General features: G+C 43.7%; 13 protein-coding genes. 7 read left to right on the top strand and 6 right to left on the bottom strand.

The features are described 5' to 3' along the window. Positions 1-23 precede the first annotated feature (23 nt). Both DN752_RS00620 and DN752_RS00615 read right to left on the bottom strand, forming a co-directional pair. Entirely contained in the window at positions 24-1,283 is a 1,260-nt protein-coding gene (locus DN752_RS00620; RefSeq protein WP_112782176.1) for a fibrobacter succinogenes major paralogous domain-containing protein, read from the bottom strand. 27 nt (positions 1,284-1,310) lie between these two features. Next, entirely contained in the window at positions 1,311-2,561 is a 1,251-nt protein-coding gene (locus tag DN752_RS00615; protein ID WP_112782175.1) for a fibrobacter succinogenes major paralogous domain-containing protein, read from the bottom strand. A gap of 239 nt (positions 2,562-2,800) precedes the next feature. Here DN752_RS00615 and DN752_RS00610 point away from each other — a divergent pair, with 239 nt between their 5' ends. Continuing rightward, entirely contained in the window at positions 2,801-3,829 is a 1,029-nt protein-coding gene (locus DN752_RS00610) for a LacI family DNA-binding transcriptional regulator (protein WP_112782174.1), read from the top strand. 644 nt (positions 3,830-4,473) lie between these two features. Here DN752_RS00610 and DN752_RS00605 read toward each other — a convergent pair. Next, the gene (locus tag DN752_RS00605) at positions 4,474-6,312 is read right to left on the bottom strand and encodes a metallophosphoesterase family protein (RefSeq protein WP_245949405.1); all 1,839 of its coding nucleotides are present in this window, start codon (positions 6,310-6,312) and stop codon (positions 4,474-4,476) included. A gap of 1,099 nt (positions 6,313-7,411) precedes the next feature. Here DN752_RS00605 and DN752_RS00600 point away from each other — a divergent pair. From DN752_RS00600 to DN752_RS00580, 5 genes are all read left to right on the top strand, one after another. Beyond that, positions 7,412-8,995: a solute:sodium symporter family transporter gene (locus DN752_RS00600; RefSeq protein ID WP_112782173.1), complete on the top strand. Its 1,584-nt coding sequence runs from the start codon at positions 7,412-7,414 to the stop codon at positions 8,993-8,995. A 518-nt stretch (positions 8,996-9,513) separates the two neighbouring features. Continuing rightward, a complete protein-coding gene (locus DN752_RS00595) occupies positions 9,514-12,540 on the top strand; it encodes a SusC/RagA family TonB-linked outer membrane protein (RefSeq protein ID WP_245949404.1) in 3,027 nt (1,008 codons plus the stop codon). 12 nt (positions 12,541-12,552) lie between these two features. Next, the gene (locus DN752_RS00590; protein WP_112782172.1) at positions 12,553-14,151 is read left to right on the top strand and encodes a RagB/SusD family nutrient uptake outer membrane protein; all 1,599 of its coding nucleotides are present in this window, start codon (positions 12,553-12,555) and stop codon (positions 14,149-14,151) included. Between the two features lie 83 nt (positions 14,152-14,234). Continuing rightward, a complete protein-coding gene (locus DN752_RS00585) occupies positions 14,235-16,016 on the top strand; it encodes a hypothetical protein (RefSeq protein WP_112782171.1) in 1,782 nt (593 codons plus the stop codon). Then, positions 16,013-17,335 carry a DUF4861 domain-containing protein gene (locus DN752_RS00580; RefSeq protein ID WP_112782170.1) on the top strand — a complete coding sequence of 441 codons (1,323 nt, stop codon included), beginning with the start codon at positions 16,013-16,015 and terminating at the stop codon, positions 17,333-17,335. The genes DN752_RS00585 and DN752_RS00580 overlap by 4 nt, the downstream gene beginning before the upstream one ends. A 162-nt stretch (positions 17,336-17,497) precedes the next feature. On the opposite strand, the gene DN752_RS00575 is transcribed toward DN752_RS00580, so the two are convergent. The 3 genes from DN752_RS00575 to DN752_RS00565 all read right to left on the bottom strand — a co-directional run bounded on the left by DN752_RS00575 (position 17,498) and on the right by DN752_RS00565 (position 20,411). Next, a complete protein-coding gene (locus DN752_RS00575; protein WP_112782169.1) occupies positions 17,498-17,836 on the bottom strand; it encodes a hypothetical protein in 339 nt (112 codons plus the stop codon). Positions 17,837-18,117: 281 nt separating this feature from the next. Next, positions 18,118-19,557, bottom strand: a complete 1,440-nt coding sequence (locus DN752_RS00570) for a long-chain fatty acid transport protein (protein ID WP_112782168.1) — start codon at positions 19,555-19,557, stop codon at positions 18,118-18,120. Between the two features lie 155 nt (positions 19,558-19,712). After that, a complete protein-coding gene (locus DN752_RS00565) occupies positions 19,713-20,411 on the bottom strand; it encodes a hypothetical protein (protein WP_112786370.1) in 699 nt (232 codons plus the stop codon). Between the two features lie 79 nt (positions 20,412-20,490). On the opposite strand from DN752_RS00565, the gene DN752_RS00560 reads away from it, so the two are divergent. Next, on the top strand, positions 20,491-21,018 hold the full coding sequence (locus DN752_RS00560) for a HEAT repeat domain-containing protein (RefSeq protein WP_112782167.1): 528 nt from the start codon (positions 20,491-20,493) through the stop codon (positions 21,016-21,018). Positions 21,019-21,119: the final 101 nt, after the last annotated feature.

Genomic DNA, 21,119 nt, shown 5'->3' with positions numbered 1-21,119 from the left:
ATAGTTTTGAGTGGGACAATTGTTCAATCTTTTACGCATCTAATAGGCACCGCATACGATGATTCCACGGAACTTCTCCAAATTCCTGATCCACCATCAATATTTCTGACCAATAAGCTATCGACTGCGCCCATTTCATCGAATGAGGCACTCCAGAAATAGCCTGCCTGACCTGTTTGGAATCTTTGGTCCCAATTCATATATCCTGAATATTCAAGCGCGAGGCCAATATAATCACTGTGTAAAATGTATCCGGTGCTGGTTCCGCGGCCTCTTTCGGTGTTAAGTGCATAAAGTTCATTATCGGGTAAGCCTAGATAGGATTCCAAGGTTTGCCAATCTTCATCTGTTGGAATATGCCAATCGCACGGACAGATATTTCTGGATTCAGAAAGTACAGAAGAAGCATAATAGGGAGGAATCACACCCCAGGACATCGATTCGAGTTCATCTCCATTACAAAAAGTAGTAGACATAAGGTTTTCTGCCATCCAATACTGATCGCCGATTTTGACCACATCATAGGTTCTGCCTCCCTCATCCGTCACTGTTAGCAATGGTTTTTCTCCCACATCGAAGTACTCCTCATGATATTCAAACGGCCCAATGGCCAGTTCAATGAAGTTTACCATTCCTTGACTTTCTGTTTCTTTAAGGTAAAAGTGGTAATGGTTATAGGCGTCAATGGTCAGGCCTTTTCCAATTTCCTTGTAAAATTCGTTATCAACCAAAGAGATTATAAGTCTTGTTTGTCTTTCTTTAGAATAGCTATATAGAAATGGGCTGTCCTTTAGATCAAATAGACCATAATCCCCTCCTAATTCAGCCCCAAGGATGAGAGGTGACTTTGCCACTGTTACCAATCCATATTCAGTGTTGGCTTGGAGACTGATATCTAAGCTGGTATTGTCCAGGGCAAATTCTCCAGTGACTACAAAAGGCAGGAAGGCTTCTAGTTCCCTGCCTTCCACTTCTGAATACACGATATATTTCCCAAAGGGTAATTGTATCTGATAGGACTCGGTGAAATCATTTGGATTGTATTCGAGGGTATATTCCTGACCAGTGGCTTTGTTGGTAATGAGCAATGTGGCCGATTCTGGGAAGATATGTTTCCATTCCGATACTTCGGACATCCGGCTATTGAGTGCATAATTTCCAAAATCCTGTAAAACAATATCGGATATGGTTAACATCCCCATTTGAGGCTTTTCGTGGTTCTCTTGGACACAACTGCCCATTAAGAGCAGAAGAAAAGAAGAAAGAAATATTAGACTTTTCATAATAAAAGGAGTAAATGGGATAATAATTTAATTTTTTACACACCGTATAGGTACCGCATACCACGATTCAACTGAGTTTCTCCAAATTCCATAATCGACATTTCTTGCCAAAAGTGTATCGACGGCTCCTGTTTCATCGTTTGAAGCACTCCAAAAATATGCTGAAAGGCCTGATTCGAACCTTTGATCCCATTGCATATATCCATAATAACTAAGCCCAAAGCCATAAAAGTCCATTCCTAAAATGTATCCTGTATTTGTTCCCTTTCCTCTTTCGGTGTTAAGTGCATAGAGTTCACTATCCGGTAGACCCAAATAGGATTCGAGGGTATGCCAGTCTTCATCTGTTGAAATGTGCCAATTGCAAGGACAGATATTTCTGGACTCGGAAAGTACAGAAGAAGCGTAATAGGGAGGAATCACACCCCAGGACATCGATTCGAGTTCATCTCCATTACAAAAAGTAGTAGACATAAGGTTTTCTGCCATCCAATACTGATCGCCGATTTTGACCACATCATAGGTTCTGCCTTCCTCATCCGTCACTGTTAGCAATGGTTTTTCTCCCACATCGAAGTACTCCTCATGATATTCAAACGGCCCAATGGCCAGTTCGATGAAGTTTACCATTCCTTGACTTTCGGTCAGTTTGAGGTAGTGGTGATAATGATTGTAAGCTGAAATGTCCAGCTCTTTTTGCAGGGCTTGTCCATTGAAGCTTTCATAGATGGTCAGGGTGGGCGATAGGCCTTCTTTCACATAGAGGTAAAGGGTCTCTCCATGCTCGCAGATCACCAGTTCATGTTCTCCATCCAGATTGGCAGATTGGACAAATTCCTTCTTTACGGTCACCAATCCGTATTCGGTGCTGCCTTGAAGGCTGATGTCGAGACTGGTTTCGTCAAGGGTAAATTCTCCGGAAATGGTGAAGGGCAAGAAGGTTTCAAAGTCCCCGCCTTCCACTGCCGAGAACACGGTATATTCTCCAAAGGGCAGCTGGATCTGATAGGCTTCCGTGAAGTCATTGGGATCGTACTCCAACGTATATTCCTGTCCAGTGGCCTTGTTGGTGATGAGCAGCGTGGCGGATTCGGTGAAGATGTGCTTCCATTCGGATTCAGCCGCTATTCGGCCGTTTGGCGACATATTCCCAAAATGTACAAAAGCGACCTTGGAGAAAGTGACCGTTCCCATTTTGGGTTCTTCGATGCTTTCCTGCACGCAGGCAAAAGCCAATAGACTTAAAAACAACAGGTAGTAGTAACTGGGTTTATTCATAACAAATTGGAATTAAGTAGTTTCTTTAAAAATTGATTAGTTAAAATTACTTACTATAATACTTTTTTACTATAAAATTAATTTTATTGTATATAAATAACTTAAAAATGTATTTGATAATGTGTTATAAATAAATATTTGTGGTAACCCATTATTTATCAGTTAGTTATTGTATGGGAAATGGTTTTAGAAGGGTATTCGGTAATCATCATCAGGAAATTTGATATCTTCATAGCTGTATGAAAAAAAGACCCAGCACCATAACCGACATTGCCAAGGCATTGAATATCGCCGCCTCCACCGTTTCCCGGGCTTTGCACGATAGTCCGTCCATCAGCAAGGAAACCAAGCAAGCGGTAATCAAAATGGCCAAGCAAATGGATTATCAACCCAATATGCTTGCCGTTAGCCTCTTGAGCAAAAGGACCAAGACCATTGGAGTGATCGTCCCAGAGATTACCAGTTATTTTTTCTCCACGGTCATCAGTGGTGTGCAGGATATGGTCAATGAAGCAGGCTACAAGCTGGTGATCTGCCAATCCAATGAGTCCTTCGAAGAGGAACAAAAGCTGATCGAAACACTCGCCCTGAACAGGGTAGATGGTTTTCTGATTTCCCCGGCTTCCAAAACCATGAAATTTCCCCATCTAGAGCGCTTACGGTCATCTGGTGTCCCCGTGGTGGTTTTTGATAGGGATTGTCCTGGATTCGATGCGGACAGGGTGCTGGTGGATGACTTTGATGGGGCCTTTCAGGCGGTGGAGTACCTGATCAAAACGGGATGCCGACGTATTGCCCACATTGCAGGCCCCAAAAACCTGACTACCTGTCAACACCGAATGGACGGCTATACCAAAGCCCTTCAGAAGCACCAAATGGCTGTGGATGAAAGTTTGGTCCAATGGGTAGAGGGCTTTACCTCGGAAGATGGGGAAGAGGCTGCCAAGAAGTTACTGGAAAACCCAGTACGACCAGATGCTATCTTTGCCATCAATGATGCGGTGGCCATAGGAGCGATGTCCATCATCAGGGAAATGGGTTTGACTATTCCTGCGGATATTTCCATTGTGGGATTTGACGATGAACCTTATAGTAAATATTTCCACCCATCGCTGACCTCTGTGTGGCAACCCGTTTATGGACTGGGCATGCTTTCCTCCAAGATTTTGATGAATCATTTGGCATCAGACCTTGATGTGACCCAATACCGGTACGAGCTGCTAAAACCGGAATTGATCATTAGAAATTCTTCTAAGCCATTACCCTGAGTTTTATCATAAAATCTTTTTGATCTATGCCATGTTCCTTTCCAAGTTTTGTGAAAATATAGAAAAAATAAATCAGTGAAAATCAGTCCAATCCGTGTGATCTGCGTTCCATCAAAAAAAACAAAGTTAATTAGCTCCAACACTTCTGATTATCCTACATTCTGATAATACGCTTTCTTGCCAGTAGGTTTTATTTCTCACGGAACGCACAGAACACCCAGAATGAAACAACGCTTTTCTGAGATTTCCGTGGTTTCTGTGAGGACCTATTTCATATCTCTGTGATTACTGGTATCATTGCGGATATACTTATTTTACATTTAATTAAACCCGAAATATGCATTAGCTTATCTACCCCTAAATCCCCTAAAGGGGACTTTCTGATTAGGCCTTCAGAAGACGGGATAGTTTTTGGAAATCGAATTAATCAATTGTCCTTTTTATCATAACGGCCCTTGGTATGGCTAGTTTTTTTTCTTTCTTTTTTCATCAATGGAAAAAAGGAAAAGGATAAAATCCACACATATGACCACCTTCCTAGCCGAAGTCAATCAAAAAAAAGGCTCTTAGGTACATAAAAAGGGGGAAATACCCTTAACTAAACGGCATTGAAATCGGGTTAAAGCAATTCTGGTAAAAATATCCTAAAGACTTTCTACCGTCCCTTCCTTTAGGTCGATCATAAAATGGTCTGATGGGGTATCCTTGGCCATGGCGGTAAAGATCTTGGCAAAATTGACCATGAAGTGTGCAAAGGACTCGTTTTGACCTGGAGTCAATTCCCCTATGGTCTGCATCAAATGTTCCGCAGCTTTCCATCTGTCCCTATCCATATCATCTTGTGCCAATTGGTCTCCGTTCTTGACAAAATAAAAAGTGGTGATCAGCTCCTGTCCACTCATATTAACCAACCATGATTTTCGGATCCTTTGTTGTTTGAGGTTTTTTGAGAGCTGCTTTAGGGCTTTGGAAGGGAGCGACCTATCGGTCAAAAAATCATTTCGAAGATCACTGTTTTCAAGGCTGGCCCAATATGCCAATTCCAATCCATTAAGTGCTAACAATTGCGCTGTGTGCTGTTCGGGCCAGTCACTGGGAATAAACCGCAGCCTGACCAGTTCACTTAGATGATGGCTGGTGTAATCCAGGTAAGTAGGAGCGCTAAGAATGTCCTCTTTCCAGATAGCAGGATCATGTTGTTTCGTCAAATAGTCGTGTTCCATTTTATACAGCGGGAAGAACTCATCCATTCTTTGGACGTCTCGGAGACGGTGGGTCGCCACTTCTATTTTACCGGGTTGACCAAAAGTCAATACTTTAAAAGCAGGTGGATAGGCCGCTAAGGAAGGCACTTGGACATTGACCAAGGTGTTGTCGTTTTCAGACGTAAAGATGCCGGTGTCATTGATGTGCATATGTCCGGCCACGTGTACTTTGATGCCTGCATCGGCGTAGGCGGTAGAGATGGAAGGCAGCGGACTACGTGCCAATTGGAATTTATTCGGACCAAAAGTCTTTTTTAACAAGTCATCGCTGCCATCATTGAATTCGACAAGCGGGTAATGACTAAACGAAATCAAAGTTTTCCCTCTTTCTTCAGCCTCTGTGGCGATCTCATTGATCCACTGCAATTGGTGGCTTTTATGGTCTTTTGCCAAGTTAAAGCCTACACTTGATCCTTTAAAAATCCCCGTTCCTCCCGCAGGAAAATAAACGTTGGCGTCGATGCCCAGTAGCCAAATTCCTTCGACAGGTTCGACCAAATAACTGAGATCCGGAAGGGAGTCAGCAGCAGAGGCATCAAAGTACCGATTGGCCAATACTGCATTTTTTTCGGCTTTTTGGAAACTATAGGCTTCATAGTCCAGTGCTTCGAATGGATGCGTCCAAAAAACGTCTTCCTCTGAAGGATAAAAGCCAAAGGCTCCCAGCTCTTCCAAAACGTCCAGATAACCACCATAGGCAATTTGATCCGAAAAAGCCACGGGCAAGTCTGCTGGAAGGCGGTGTCTTAGGTAGCTAGTATCACTGACCAATGCTTGTGGTTTGCCTCCAGGTCCCATAAAATCATATTTACCGCCAGGGCTCCTTGTAGCGGTGACGGGATCGTGATTTCCCGTGGTAAGGTAAAAACGTAGGCCGTATGCTTCACTAAACTCGGAAAGAATGCTGTTTAGTGCTTTTAGGTTCATCGGTTGGCCATCATCGCTGAAATCCCCCGGCAATACGACTATTTTTATACCTTGTGCGACCACTTTCTTCAGTGCTTCATGGAACGCAAAATAGTTTTCATTAAAAAGTCTGGTAGAGTTGATCTGCGCTTTCATCGTTCGGATGGTGGCATATTTGTCCGTTTGGGGATGATAGATCCCCTTAAATTCTCCCTTACCTAAATCAGCGTAGACATCCTGTAAATGCACATCGGCCAGAAAAGCGATCTTCGTATCGTCGTTTTTCTGGCCGAAAGCTTGATTTGACCCCAATAGGAGTATCAATAAATATGAAAAAAATATATAGGAATGAAAAGCAGCTTTTCCATATGCTGTTAAAGAAAGCATGGTGCGTTAATTGTTGAGTTGGCGTGCTTAAATAGTAGATGGTTTAATAGCCTTTTTTTAGTTCAGTAAAGACATTAAACAATTGATTAATAAAATTAATAATTATTAGTTTAAATAGCATAGTGAAAAGCAATTAAAATATTGTTTCAGCAATGCAAACCTTTGCATAATGATATAGTGGATAAAGTTTTTTAAATAGTGTAAATAATTGGATTATTGAAAAAGTGTAACGACCAAGCTCGTTGTACCCACCCGCCGGTTGTACCGAGGGCTGTGCCCCGGTACGAAGTAGCCTTGAGCTTGCAGCTCAATAACACGAACTGCAGATTAGGTTACCTTCACCGTAGCGGATATGGATAAGTAATGAAGGGGCCTGGTGGAGGTAGTGCTGGTTTGATGTATTGAGTTAATAAACTCAATTTTCGCAGTGCCGGGGCATAGCCCTCGTCACAACCGCTTTAGGAGTAACGACCAAGCTCGTTGTACCCACTCGCCGGTTGTACCGAGGGCTGTGCCCCGGTACGAAGTAGCCTTGAGCTTGCAGCTCAATAACACGAACTGCAGATTAAGTTACCTTCACCGTAGCGGATATGGATAAGTAATGAAGGGTTTTGTGGACGTAGTGTTGGTTTGATGTAATGAGTTAATAAACTCAATTTTTGCGGTGCCGGGGCATAGCCCTCGTCACAACCGCATAAGGAGTAACGACCAAGCTCGTTGTACCCATTCGCCGGTTGTACCGAGGGCTGTGCCCCGGTACGAAGTAGCCTTGAGCTTGCAGCTCAATAACACGAACTGCAGATTTAGGTTGTCTTCACCGTATCGGAAATGAATAAGTAATGAAGGGGTTGGTGGACGTAGTGTTGGTATGATGTATTGAGTTAATAAACTCAATTTTCGCGGTGCCGGGGCATAGCCCTCGTCACAACGGACATAACGGACAATGGAAATAGCCCTTGTTACAACCAAATAACCAATAACCTAGTAGCTCAATCACCTAAAAACCAAATAACCCAAAATACCTATGAACTTGACTGTTTTATCATTTGTTGGTTTTACACTTTTTGTGGCCATTTATGCATGGCTGAAAACCCGGAAAGAGAACCTCGATTCGGAAGACGGCTATTTTTTGGGAGGCAGGAGCCTTACGGGGGTCGTTATTGCAGGCTCTATGATCATGACCAATATTTCTACCGAGCACCTGGTAGGCATGAACGGTTCGTCCTATAAAAACGGTTTTGTGATTGTGGCTTGGGAAGTGACTTCTGCTTTGGCGCTGATCGTGGCGGCATTGTATTTTGTTCCCCGTTACCTTAAAATGGGCTTGACGACCATCCCCCAATACTTAGAAAATCGCTTTGACGCTGGCATAAGGTCAATGGTGGCTTTTTTCCTGTTGGTGTCCTTTGCGATCACGTTACTTCCCATCGTACTTTATACCGGAGCCATTAACCTAGAGAGCCTATTTAATGTGTCAGAAGTGTTAGGCGTAAGTCAGGAGCAAGGGCTTTGGTATACCGTTTTGGCAGTGGGCGGGCTAGGCTCCATTTATGCTATTTTTGGAGGCTTGAAAGCCGTGGCCGTATCGGATACCATCAATGGTTATGGTTTGCTCTTGGCGGGGCTTATGGTGCCTTTGATTGCGCTTTTTATGATTGGCGATGGCAATCCGCTCACGGGAATGGAAAAGGTTTTTGAACACAGTCCCGAAAAGTTTAATGTCGTGGGAGCGAAGGATTCCGTATTGCCCTTCAGCACGCTCTTTACGGGTTTGATTATCAATCAGCTGTATTTCTGGTGCATGAACCAGACCATCGTTCAGCGTGCACTTGGTGCCAAAAACCTTAAGGAGGCCCAAAAAGGGCTGCTCTACACCGGTGTTTTAAAGCTTCTCGTCCCTTTTATCATTGTGTTGCCCGGGGTGATCGGTTATTATTATTTTGGCGATAGCATGTATGATCAGCAGGACATGGTCTATCCCGAGCTGGTAAAGAAAGTGCTCCCTGTTGGGTTGACTGGTGTATTTGCTGCCGTGATCATGGGGGCGGTGCTCAGTACGTTTAACAGCGTACTGAACAGTGCCTCGACAATTTTCAGTATTGATATTTACAAAAGGCTGATCAAGCCCAGTGCCAGCTCAAGCCATTTGGTAAAAGCCGGTAAACTTTCCGCTACTGTCTTGGCCATTACCTCCATTCTGGCTGCGCCGATGGTAGCCAATGCTCCTGAAGGGTTGTTCCAACTGCTTCAGCAGCTAAATGGCATCTTCTTTATTCCGATTGCCTCGATTATGCTGGCAGGATTTTTTACCAAGTGGGTCACGCCATTGGCGGCCAAGGTAGCCTTGGTGACGGGGCTGGCTTTTTATGTGCTGACCACTTTTATTTTGGCTATTGATATCCATTTTGTCCACATTTGGGGGATAGAATTTGTGCTGAATGTCCTGATAATGTTTTTAGTGTCCCATTTTGGGCCAAAAGTGGTGAGGTCGAATGTTCCATCATTGGAATCCATTATTCCCACCACTCGATGGAAACACGCGCGTTTACTTTCTGCGATTCTAGTCATCATCACTGTGGTGATTTATATTTTACTAGGGAATATTTAAACCCGATTTATGCATTAGCTTATCACGACATTGTACTGCATGATGTAGCGCCTCATGGGTGGGGCTACTAATAACATCAGACCAAATATGTATAAGTTAAAGCTAAATTCTTGATGAAATATATATTTAATTGGTAAACAGTATTTTAAGGGAAGTTTTTATTGATATTGAAAGCGACTTTTAATTGTGGATTTATCAATGATTGAGTAAAAAAAACCACATGCATTTCGATGCAAACGTTTGCATATTATGTTTTGGAAGTGTTCTCATAACACTTTTACTTTGGTGTATACGATGTTTAAAATTTAGTACTGGAAAAATATCTTTTTACCAAACTAAATGATTTACAATGTCAATGTTTAAAACCTAATATTTTCTAAAACCCAAAGTGATAATCTATGAAGCACCTTTCTCTAAAAACCCTTAAGCGATTCATCGTGTCGGTTTCGAATTTATTTCAAACCAACATTTATGTATCGCGCTCAAAATGTTATTCAAGTGCAGCGTTTCTGCTCTTGATGTTAGTTTATACTAATTTGGTTTTCGCCCAATCCACAGAAATTACCGGTACGGTCATTTCAGGAGAAGACCAACAGCCCATTCCAGGTGCCACAGTGCTGATCAAAGGTTCTAGTACAGGAACGGTAACAGATCTTGATGGTAAATACTCCATTAACGTAGCCGCACCTTCAGATGCGGTACTGTCCATTTCATTTGTAGGGTATATTACCCAAGAAATCCCTGTTAGCAATCAAACGGTAGTCGATGTCGAGCTTGAGCCCGATGTTGCCCAGCTGGATGAAGTCGTGGTGGTCGGTTATGGTGAGACCAAACGTAAAGACCTGACTGGATCAGTGGTGTCGATGGATTCCAAAAATATCCAAGAAGCCAATAAGGTCAATGCCTTTCAATCGCTACAAGGTCAAGTGGCTGGGGTGAATATCCAAGCGGCTGACAACAAGCCCGGTGGAGGGTTCAATGTCCGGATCCGAGGATCAAACACCATCAATGCCAGTGAAACGGTGGAACAGGGTGGATTTAGCCCCGGTCAGAATCCGCTTTTTGTCGTGGATGGAATATTTGTGAATGACATTTCATTTCTAAATCCCGCAGATATTGAGCGGATGGATGTCCTGAAAGATGCTTCAGCTACAGCCATTTACGGTTCTAGGGGAAGTAACGGTGTAGTGATCATCGAGACCAAAAAAGGCAGTAAAGGAAAAATGACCGTTCAATACGACAATTACATTGGTGTAAAAGAAGCTTATAATCTACCAGATATGCTCCAAGGCGAGGAGTTTGTACAATACTTCAGAGATGCCGTGGTGGGTAACTTTTATTCTTCCGGAGATTTTAGTGTATCCGCTGGTGATGTCAATCTTGCCGATTATATGCGACCCAATGAACTGGAAAATATAGCCGACGGTGATTATGCCAATTGGATTGACCTTGTGCAGCACAATGGCATGCAGCAAAACCACACCTTGAGCCTCAATGGCGGTAATGATAAAACGGTCTACGGCATCGGGGTGGCCTATACTCAGGATGAAGGGACTTTTGAAGGGGAAGATTACGAACGGTACACGATTCGTGGTAACTTGAGCAGCAAGTTGTCCGAACTTTTTTCTATTTCCTTTAATAATTATGCCTCCTTTGCACTAAGGAATGAAGGCAGCCGTGAAGGACTAAGAAGTGCCTATCGTTTACGTCCTACTGGTACTCCTTTTGACGAAAATGGAGATCCTCAGTTTTTCCCTTTGCAGGGAGAGACCTTCATCACCAATCCGTTGTTTGAACCTGATAACATTACCAGGGAGTCAAGAACCCTTAATTACCTGAGCAACTTGTCACTTGCCTTCACACCGGTAGAAAACCTTAAGATCAGCTCTAATTTCTCACCTAATATTGAATTTACCAGATATGGTGAGTACAGGGGAAGGTATGCAAAATCCACCAGTGGACAGCAAGGCAACACCCGTGCGGAAGTCAATAACCGTAACCGTATTTCCTATACGTGGGATAATATTGTCAACTATAACCTTGAGTTTGGTAGTGATCATCGACTGAATACCACATTTGTGTACTCATTGTTTATGGATCGCTATGAGAATTACCTGATGCAACGTCGTAACTATAGTACTGATGAGTTCTTGTTTTATAATATTGATGCAGGTTCTGACTTGAGGACGGCAGAGGGAGGTTTTTCCAAGCAGACATTGGAATCCTATACGGCAAGGGTAAATTATGCCTTCAGGGACAAATACCTGTTTACCCTGACAGGTCGGTACGATGGATCATCCATCTTGTCCGAGCAAAACAAGTGGGCATTTTTCCCTTCCGCAGCCTTCGCATGGCGTATTATCGATGAAGAGTTTATGAAAGACCAAAACGTCATTGCTGATTTGAAATTGAGGTTGAGCTACGGTGAGACCGGCAATAACGGTGGCGGGGGCGGTTTGGCACCGTTGGGATCACTTTCATTGATCGGCAATAACTTTACCAATATTGGCAATCAAATTAACCAAACGGCTTTTGTCACCAACCTGGCCAACCAGGACTTGACCTGGGAGAAGACAAAGGAATTTAATTTTGGGCTGGATTTTGGCTTCTTCAATAACCGTCTGTATGGCTCATTGGATATTTATCATCGGAAGAACACGGGCATTATCTTTTTTAGGCCAATATCGACAGTTTCTGGTTTTTCGGGAGTATTTGAAAATGTAGGAGAGGCCGAAAACAAAGGGATAGAACTGGGCCTAAATTCCGTGAACATCCACACGGGAGATTTCAAATGGACCACGTCTTTGAATTTTGCCAAAAACAACAACAAGATCACCAAACTTTATGGGGATTTGGACCAAATCCTCTTTGGTGTCCAGGCGGGCTCCTATGTACATAAAGTGGGAGAGGCTGTTGGATCGATCTATACTTATGAGTTTGACGGGATCTGGCAGCTGGATGAAGCGGACGAAGCCCAAGCCTATGGCCAGCAGCCCGGTCAGGTAAAAGTGAGAGATCTTAATGATGATGGTGCCATTGACGCAGATGACCGTACGGTGATCGGCTCTAATATGCCTAAATGGACTGGCGGTATAGCCAATACCTTTAATTATAAAAATTGGGACTTCACCTTCTTTGTAAGGACCAATCAGGGAGCGGTATCGGCCAGTTATTTTCATATTTCCCACTCTGGGGGATTTGACTCCACACCTGCGCGCTTCAATAGCCTCCAGACCAACTACTGGACCCCTGACAATCCGTCCAATGAATGGTACCAACCGAGCAATAACGGGCCTTTCTCCGAGCCACTTACTTACCATGATGTGTCATTCGTGAAAGTAGGCTATATCACATTGGGGTATAATTTTAAGCAAGATGTGCTGGATGCCCTGAAGATCCAGAATTTGAGACTGTATTTCACTGCACAGAACCCATTTACCTTTACTAATTATGAGGGATGGGATCCTGAAAATGCCGCCCGAAACAGCTGGGGGTCAGCTTATATGTCCAGAATATTTATGGGTGGTATCAATGTCAAATTTTAATCAGAAAGCATCATGAAGAACTATATTATATTAATCGTAAGTATCCTCGGAATCATGGGCTTGTCCTCTTGCTCGGATTTTCTGGAAGAAGAAAACAGAAATTACCTGTCCGATGAGATCCTGCTCAGCGATCCCACCGCACTGGACCAAATGGTGGCCAATGCTTATGACAAAATGCGTTTGGCAACTACTTTCTATGACCTTGACCATCAGGGTACGGATATATTTACCCGAAGGGATATCATTGCCGGGATCAGTGAGTTGAATGACTATGTTAACCTCCGGCCAGTAAATGGCGCTTTGCAAACATACTGGACCAATTATTACAATGTTGTGGCCGCGACCAATACAGCCATCAGTAGGGCAGACCAGGTGCAGGGATTGAGTGATGCAGACCGAGCAGTGGGAGTGGGTGAGGCCAAGTTTTTACGGGCTTTTGCTTATTTCCATCTGGTAGAGAACTTTGGAGGGGTGCCCTTGGTGCTGGAAGAAATTAAAACTGCCCAAAATGACTTTGTACGAGCAAGTGAGGCGGATGTTTATGGTCAGATAATGGCTGATCTGGATGATGCCTTGACAGCTGTGGCCGAATCCCCGACTCAATATGGAAAAGTATCAAAGGATGCCGTAAGGCACCTAAAGGCCAAAGTACTTTTGACAAGAGGCTATAAGGATTTTGGCAGTGCAACTGATTTTTCTGAGGCGGCGACATTGGCCGAAACAGTGATCGACAAGCATCCTTTGGTGGATGACTTTGGGTCATTGATGTCCATCGAAAACCAACGGAACGAAGAAGTCATCTTTTCTTTGCTATATGGAGACAACCCCGTATCAAGAGGTCTTGGAAACTATCGCCATTTACTGTTTAAGTTTGTGTACGATGTATATCCAGGCCAGACACGCTCTACGCTTTACCATAGAGGGTTAGGTAGGGCTCCCACACCTTATTTCTTCAGCTTGTTTGAAGAAGGTGACGAAAGGGAGGAAGCTACGATCAGAAGGTTGATGATTGCGGAAGTGAATGGGCCAGATGGGATCATTCAAGAAGGAGATACCAGCATCTATTTCCCTAAGTCAGCTTGGGCGGATGCTGTCATCAGCAGTAAGGACTACGTAGTTTTCAATCCAGATGAATATTTTACTCCTGATGGATTGACTCAGGTTCATTTTCCGATGTTCAAGAAATTTGACGATCCGGGGGTACCTTATACCAATCCAGGGATCAATCCAGATGGTGAGCGGGACGCGATCTTGATCCGCTCTGGGGAAACCAGGTTGATCGCAGCAGAGGCTTACCTCCAGGCTGGCGATGCTGACAAAGCAGCTGAACATATCAACGCACTTCGCGATCGTGCTGGGCTAGAGATGATGTTGGAAGCTGTTGACATGAACATTGATGTGATCTTGGATGAAAGTGCGATCGAAATGGCAGGAGAGATCAGCCGATGGATGGACCTCAAACGTACGGGCAAGCTGCAGGAAAGAGTACTCGAGTACAACCCTCATGCCGCTCTGAACAATGCCATTAAGCCTTTTCATAGCCTTAGACCCATTCCGCAAAGCGAAGTGGATGTCACTGGAAACAGTATCACACAAAACGACGGATATTAAATTGTTGGGGGTTTGATTGTAAGGGAGATGCTCCTTCTGGGAGCATCTCCTGTTTTCTGCCTTTCCACTAAATAAGAGAAAAAATGAAAAAAATAAGCAGGAGTACTTTTCTGAAGCAGACTTTTAGCTTGAGCTCAGCCATGTACCTGATGCCAACACTCGGTTTTTCAATTGCCAAGCATCCAAGGTATAAAGGTACAGCGCAGCTATGGCAAGATATGGTAAAGGCCAACGACCAGCATGTGGAAAATCTTCTTGATAAGGGAGATCAAGCCAATAAGCATGGAGGCCGAAGCTATGGCTATAATTTTGCGATGTTGGCATCTGCCTATTGCTGTGCCGATTCTCGGTTTTATGAGGCCGCTGAGGTGGTAGGCTTACTGGACTATACTGCGGACAAACTGATCGAGAATCAACGCCCAGACGGAACCATCAATGCCGGTAACTTAGAATCTCCTCCCGATACGGCTTTTATCATGGAGCCACTTTGTGCGGGAGTCTATATTTTGAGCCAAAAGGCTGATGGTCGACTGGATCCGGTAAAGAAAAAGATCAAGGGATTTGTGCTTAAAACAGGCGATGCACTGGTAGTAGGAGGGGTTCATACCCCAAATCACCGCTGGGTGGTGTGCCATGCACTGGCCAGGATCAACCAGCTTTACCCTGATCAGCAATATGTGAAACGCATTGATGAATGGCTAAGCGAAGGCATTTACTTGGACAAAGACGGGCATTATCCAGAGCGAAGCATGAACTATTCGGACGTGGAAAACAACGCTTTTATTGCTTTGGGAAGGTTGTTGGGGCGGCCAGAGCTATATGCAGCCCCACGGAAGAGTTTGGAGATGACCTATTATTACATGGAACCAAACGGTGATCTGGTAACGACAGACAGCAGACGTCAAGACCAATATTCCCACCGTAGTATTGTGGTGCAGTACCTTCATTATCGTTACTTGGCCAACTATGATCAAAATGGACGCTTTGCTAAAATCTGCCAGATGATCGAGGGCTTTCCTGGTTTTGACCGGATGATAGTCGAGGAAGCATTTTTCCATTTTATGGAGGATGAAATGCTTCGAAAGGACCTTCCGGCCGGTGAACAGGTTCCGGTGGATTTCGAAAAACTGTTTACCACCAGTAGCCTTGCCCGCATCAGGAGGGAGAGTACCACTGCCACCATTTTTGGCGGGGTGGATTGGCCTTTGATCATTGCCTCAGGCCGATCTGTAAGTCCTAACTTTTTCAGTTACCGTAAAGGCAATGCCATTCTTTGGTACATGCGGATGTCTGCTAATTTTTTCAGTATGGGACATTTCAGGAGCCAGGGACTTCGTCATGAAAATGGCGAATATCACCTTTACCAAAAGTTGGAAGCACCCTATTACCAACCACTACCAAAATCCCTTCAACATAAAGATGGAGATTACGAGCTTAGCCCGAGTGTGGACGGAAGGTTTTGGAGCAAGATGGCCTTTGACAAGCGCCCTGTGAGCAATGTAAAGACATTGGAAAGTAAAGTAACTGTGGAAGAAAACAATGGAATAGTGGATTTGCTTTTTGAGGTTACTGGATTAGAGGGCGTGAGTGTTACCGTGGAAATGTGTTTTGATCAGACAGGGCAATTGAAAGGTGTGGAATCAGCGAATGATGGTGAGGACAATTACTTTTTGACTGATGGTCAAGGAGTGTTTGAGAAAGATGGGGATAAGATCACCTTTGGGCCGGGCATTAAAAAACACGATCGGATTCGACGTTTGGATGGTGAAAAATACAGTGTGCACTTTGGCTCCTTGCGTACAAAAGGCAATCATGTTTACCTTACGGGCATTACACCATTTACCCATAAACTAACATTTCAATGATTAACCAACATTTTAATCACAGGTTGTTTTCTTTATTTATAGGTTGTCTTTTAGTGGTAGCTTGTGAAACCAAAATGGAAGATGATGTATTGATTTCGGCCAGTAATCCAAGTCAGGTTGATGTATCAGAAAAGCCCGTACGCATTCCAAAGGGAAAGTTGGGCATTTCCGTTAAAAAAGGAATGCAGCCTCTACTGATGGATAAGCGCTCATCAGATACGATTCCGAGCCAATTGGTCGATACGGATGGGGATGGAGAGTGGGATGAGTTATTTTTCTTATTGGATTTGGATCGGGGAGCATCCAAGGAAATAAGCCTTAATTGGAAGACGGAGGCTCTGGAATGGCAAGAGAGGACCTACGTGCGGTTTGGGGTCAGACCGTCAGAATCAGATACGGTGCGTCCTGCCAAGAAGGATACGTTTTATCCCAAGGAATTGCCAGGTGTAATGGGCTATCAACCTTATCAGACCGATGGCCCATCATGGGAAAATGACAAGGTGGGCTTTCGGCATTACCTTGATGGCCGTAATTCCAAAGATGTATTCGGCAAAAAAGTAAGTACCATGTCACCCCGAAATGTCGGTATTAATGCAGCGGGCGTGACAGAGGATAACTACCATGTCATGGAGGTTTGGGGCAGGGATATCCTGTCCGTAGGTACTTCAGTGGGAATTGGTGGCTATTCACTTTTGATAGATGACCAAGCCGTTCGGCTGGGCGTCACCCAGCGAGACAGTGCCAATAATGTGGCCGAGACGACTTTTGAGGTGGTCGAAAGTGGTCCGTTGGTTTCCTTGATGAAATATGCTTATCAGGATTGGACACCAGAAGAAACAGGAAGAACCTATCAGGTCACCGAAACCACTCAGATATGGCCAGGCATGTATGGTTATCATAATTCGGTGGTGTTTAATAACCTACAAGGAGATGAAACAGGCGTGATCGGCTTGGTCAATATCCATACGGACAAAATGCTCCAGACCTTCAAAAAAGGGGATTTTACGGTGCTCTATACCCATGATAAGCAAACCTATGACAAAGAATGGTATTTGGGATTGGCACTGATCATTCCGAATACCATTTACGAAGGCTGGACAGAAGCTCCCCAGAGGGGGCAGCTTACCGATAGTTTTTTGGCCAAGGTAAAAATCGAAGAAGGTATGCCATTGGAATATTACGCCGTAGCTGCTTGGGAATTGGCAGACCCTGGGTTTTCACAGGAGGAATATTTTAGGGAATATTTGGAGGAGCTGACAGGAGAGTTGGGGGTGAACTTAAAAATTGATATTATCCAAAATCCGCAGGTAGATAATTAGGATGTTTTAAATGTCACTATAGTGATCATTTTGGATTCGCCATTGTTGTTTCGGTTCACTTTTCGGTTGCAGAATGGAAAAACTATTCAGGTCAGCAGAAGGCCTACCCACTTTTATTTTGTTGCCCTGCAGGTTTGAAAACGCCCTTTCCAGGGTTTCTTCCTAGAGGTATTTCGCTTGGCTGTTGCCGTTCCTGCCCTCAATGTACACCGGCAGGTTGTCAATGGAGGCAATACCGGGCTGGTAACCGTAGGCATTTTTGTATGTCTTTTCCGCATCGTACTTTTCGGTCGGCTGGACTTGGTTGTCGTAATCCAGGTCGTACATTCGGTTGCTTTTGAGCTGTCCGGTATGTTTTAACCCCTTCACCAATGACTCATTTAGCCTTGCGTTCAGGTTGAACCCGTGCCTTACCCAACTGTAGGGGTTTTCCATGAAAACTGTCTCGGTGCCCAGTTCTTTGATTCCCCTGAGAATGGTGTCGGCACTGCACACCTGCATGCCTGAGACATGTTGGAGATGGCCTCTATGATGGCGTTGACGTCCTCGCTGCAGTTGCCCCCGTTAAAATAGACGGACATTCATGGTTGATGAAAATATCACTGGAAGAAAAACCGAAGGTCTTCACTTTCATGTCTAGCTGTTTATCTATCAGATCCGAAAGGACGGAATCTTTGAAAAACTTGAAAACAAAATTATAGCCGCCGAAGGGTGTGATATTTTCTACTGAATTGGTTACTTTTTCGGCTTTTTGGTTTTATCTTTGTGGGTTTAACTTATACCTAAAAAATCTTTTCCTCTAGCTTATCCACATAATCTTTTAAGAAAGGCACGGAGAAGGATACGATAAATTGCCATCGGTCCCATAGCATTCTACCATCATTGGCGATGGTTACATCGGAGGGATTATCGCCTGTAGGGAAATTGACGGGCTTATCGAAGTCGGTATTTCCACTGGTATGGGTAGCGCCCAAGGTAAATTCAGCCCCCTTGAACTTAAGCAAAACCCCTCCGGCCACATGATAGAAATTGGCATCAAAAGAAATGTTACTGGCGCTGGATTCTTGGGTTACAAAACTAACGGTATTCTCTGGTGCAGCATTAAAGTCAGTACTGAAACCACCATAAAAACTCACCTTTTTGCTCAGAAACCATTCTACTCCTACACCCGCATTTGCGATACTTTTTCGGCTATCTGTCAGTGAAAAGTAGATAGTTGAATCGGGTTTGCTCTGCATTTCATGTGGAGCAGCTTCCAGGATATTGTAGGTGGAGATTTTGCCAAAATATTCCGCACTGAAATGAATTACTTTGTTTTCGGCCAAATGGTAACTTGCTCCCATACCTATAGATAAAGGTGACTTTAACTGGATGTCCAGATCACTTTGATAATCATTGGTATATATGTCCTCAATACCGCTGTCATCTGGAGCTGCAAAATACAATTGGTAATTATAACTTCCCTTTCCAAAAAGGTGTGCTCGTGGTGCGGTAATGGTCATGCCTAAGTCCATATGGTCGGTAGAGTAGGCTGCTCCAAATTTGGCCAAGATCCCATAGCTCTGAAAGGAATATCCCCGGCTGTAGTCATATTTGGTAATGTCCTTATTCTGGTCAAGAGCCGTCATGTCAAACTTATTGCCTTTACTTCCTTCGGTCCTGGACCCGAATAAAGATACCCCGAAACTGAAATTGTCTTTTAGTTTATAAGCCCAACTACCGCCAAACCATTGATCCTTTAGGTTGTTGGTCACGTTTAGCTCCCCTTCGAAAAGTTCGTCTCCAGGTACATTGGGCAAAACATTCCTGGTTACTTCATCCCTGTAGGAAAACCCAAAGTCATTGTCATATCTTAATAATATCGCGTAAGCAAATGTTGATCTGGATTTTTCTTTCATATCGATCGTTCCAGCAGCTAGGGATGGAGCGCCTCCGAAGGAGGATTGCTTGAGGTCTTTGCGGTTTCCAATGGCGTCCTCAATCCTATAGGAGTTTAGTTCATAAACATCAGCACTAATGATAAATGCTGGGTTTTCAGTCAGTGCCAATCGTGCTGGGTTATAGTATACTGCACCCAAATCTGTCACTCCGCCGATCACAGAGCCGTTTAGGAGCATGGACTCGCTTCCATAGTTTCTGGTCCAGTAATGGTTGCTTTGGCCATAGGATTTATCCAGATAAAAAAAGCACAGTACCAACGTGGCAATTACATATAATTTCATGTGTTGCTAATTTAGGTAGTGACACCCGTCTTTATGGTTAACTTTTAAAATTACCTTGCAATCATCATATTAGGGAGAATCTCGTGCACGTTTGTGTAAGGATTTATAAATAATGGCGACAAAAAGTCCAAGTGAATAGCGTTTTGATAAAAGGATCACCAATCTTCAAGATCTTCCTCTTTGTCGCTGTTGTCATTAGGCACATCCAACAATGTCGCAAGGCTATCCACGTATTGGACGGTAGCTTTCAGTAAAAAATCATTGACCTCTAGGAGAGAATCGTATGTCGGGTGGGAGATGTGTGTGGGTATTTTAAAGATCCTGGGATCATCTTTCTGAAATGGCGTGCTTACCTTGGACCCAAACAGGTAAGGGACTAGCGTGGTGGCGTAACTTATACCAATCTTGTCAACTCTAAACTCATTAATGTACTTGGTGAGCCGTGAATTGATGTTTTCAAAGAACTCAAGGGTTTCTGCTAGTCTGACCCGAGAACCCGCACGGGATTTACCTTTGGTATTCAAATGCTTGATTTGGCTTTTCCCTTGCTTCTTCCGCACCATGTATGCCCTAAACACCTTGTGGTCCATATTGTCACCATTCTCAAAATACCCAACAGCGGCTATTCCAGAACGGATGATTAAGAGGATGTAATTGGTGTCTTCCAATCGGTTTTGGCTCATATCATCCGGTGATTTCCAATGGATGGGTAGGCGTATTTGGCCTATTTTCACCTCACTATTATAAAAGTACAAGCTGTTCTTTTTACTATTGAATTCTACCTTTTCGGCCGATGCGTTGAATTTTTCAATCAATCTAGGACAGTCTTGGGCAGGGATTAACTTTTTGTGCATGGGGATGAATTTTCCATTTCTGTGCAGGCTTGTCGAATTAGCCCTTATCTTTGTCAAAGTACCGAAAAAATCAAGAAACATGGCTGACAATATCGACTTATTGATCCAAAAAATGTGTGACAAACAAGAGGATGAAGCCTTTATCTATGCCGATAAATTGGCTGAAATAGGAGGGGAGGAAGTGCTTTATAAGCTGATAGAGGTATTGAAGGGAGAGGATTATGAAAGTGCCTATTTGGCTGCACGAGGCTTATCGGCAATGGAACAAAATGAAGCCGCTCTGGATCCACTTCTGGAAGTAATCCATGATAAAAGCAATAAGATGCGCAATGGGAATTTTGTCCAAGCACTGGAAGGGTTTGACCTTAGTGGTAGTTTTGTGGATATCCTTAGAATCTACCTTTTTGGTAATTTTAAGTCCTCTACCTTGGCTAAGGAATACTTGGATTATACAGAATTTGATATTACCCCACGCGTAATCAGAAAAGCAGAAAAACACTGGCACCACTTCCAGAACAACAGTGCCAATGACCAAGCTTTTGAGATCAAAAAGCAGGAAGTAGAAGACATCATGACTGATCTAAAAGGCATGTTTGAAGAGGAATAATAACTGATCCCTTCAGTTGTTTTTGCCTGAAGCAAAAATAATGGTAAATTGAATAGGTATTTTGTACTAAACCTGCAATTAATTTAGCGGGGTAAACCAAT

This window comes from Echinicola strongylocentroti (assembly GCF_003260975.1).
Classification (GTDB): domain Bacteria; phylum Bacteroidota; class Bacteroidia; order Cytophagales; family Cyclobacteriaceae; genus Echinicola; species Echinicola strongylocentroti.
This window is presented reverse-complemented; position numbering and strand designations above follow the sequence as displayed.

What these genes read in the sequence shown, in the direction of transcription:
- DN752_RS00580 (WP_112782170.1), top strand. Translation starts at nt 16,013, where the DNA reads ATGATTAACCAACATTTTAATCACAGGTTGTTTTCTTTATTTATAGGT.
- DN752_RS00560 (WP_112782167.1), top strand. Translation starts at nt 20,491, where the DNA reads ATGGCTGACAATATCGACTTATTGATCCAAAAAATGTGTGACAAACAA.
- DN752_RS00595 (WP_245949404.1), top strand. Translation starts at nt 9,514, where the DNA reads ATGTTAGTTTATACTAATTTGGTTTTCGCCCAATCCACAGAAATTACC.
- DN752_RS00600 (WP_112782173.1), top strand. Translation starts at nt 7,412, where the DNA reads ATGAACTTGACTGTTTTATCATTTGTTGGTTTTACACTTTTTGTGGCC.
- DN752_RS00590 (WP_112782172.1), top strand. Translation starts at nt 12,553, where the DNA reads ATGAAGAACTATATTATATTAATCGTAAGTATCCTCGGAATCATGGGC.
- DN752_RS00620 (WP_112782176.1), bottom strand. Translation starts at nt 1,283, where the DNA reads ATGAAAAGTCTAATATTTCTTTCTTCTTTTCTTCTGCTCTTAATGGGC.
- DN752_RS00610 (WP_112782174.1), top strand. Translation starts at nt 2,801, where the DNA reads ATGAAAAAAAGACCCAGCACCATAACCGACATTGCCAAGGCATTGAAT.
- DN752_RS00565 (WP_112786370.1), bottom strand. Translation starts at nt 20,411, where the DNA reads ATGCACAAAAAGTTAATCCCTGCCCAAGACTGTCCTAGATTGATTGAA.
- DN752_RS00575 (WP_112782169.1), bottom strand. Translation starts at nt 17,836, where the DNA reads ATGCAGGTGTGCAGTGCCGACACCATTCTCAGGGGAATCAAAGAACTG.
- DN752_RS00570 (WP_112782168.1), bottom strand. Translation starts at nt 19,557, where the DNA reads ATGAAATTATATGTAATTGCCACGTTGGTACTGTGCTTTTTTTATCTG.
- DN752_RS00585 (WP_112782171.1), top strand. Translation starts at nt 14,235, where the DNA reads ATGAAAAAAATAAGCAGGAGTACTTTTCTGAAGCAGACTTTTAGCTTG.
- DN752_RS00615 (WP_112782175.1), bottom strand. Translation starts at nt 2,561, where the DNA reads ATGAATAAACCCAGTTACTACTACCTGTTGTTTTTAAGTCTATTGGCT.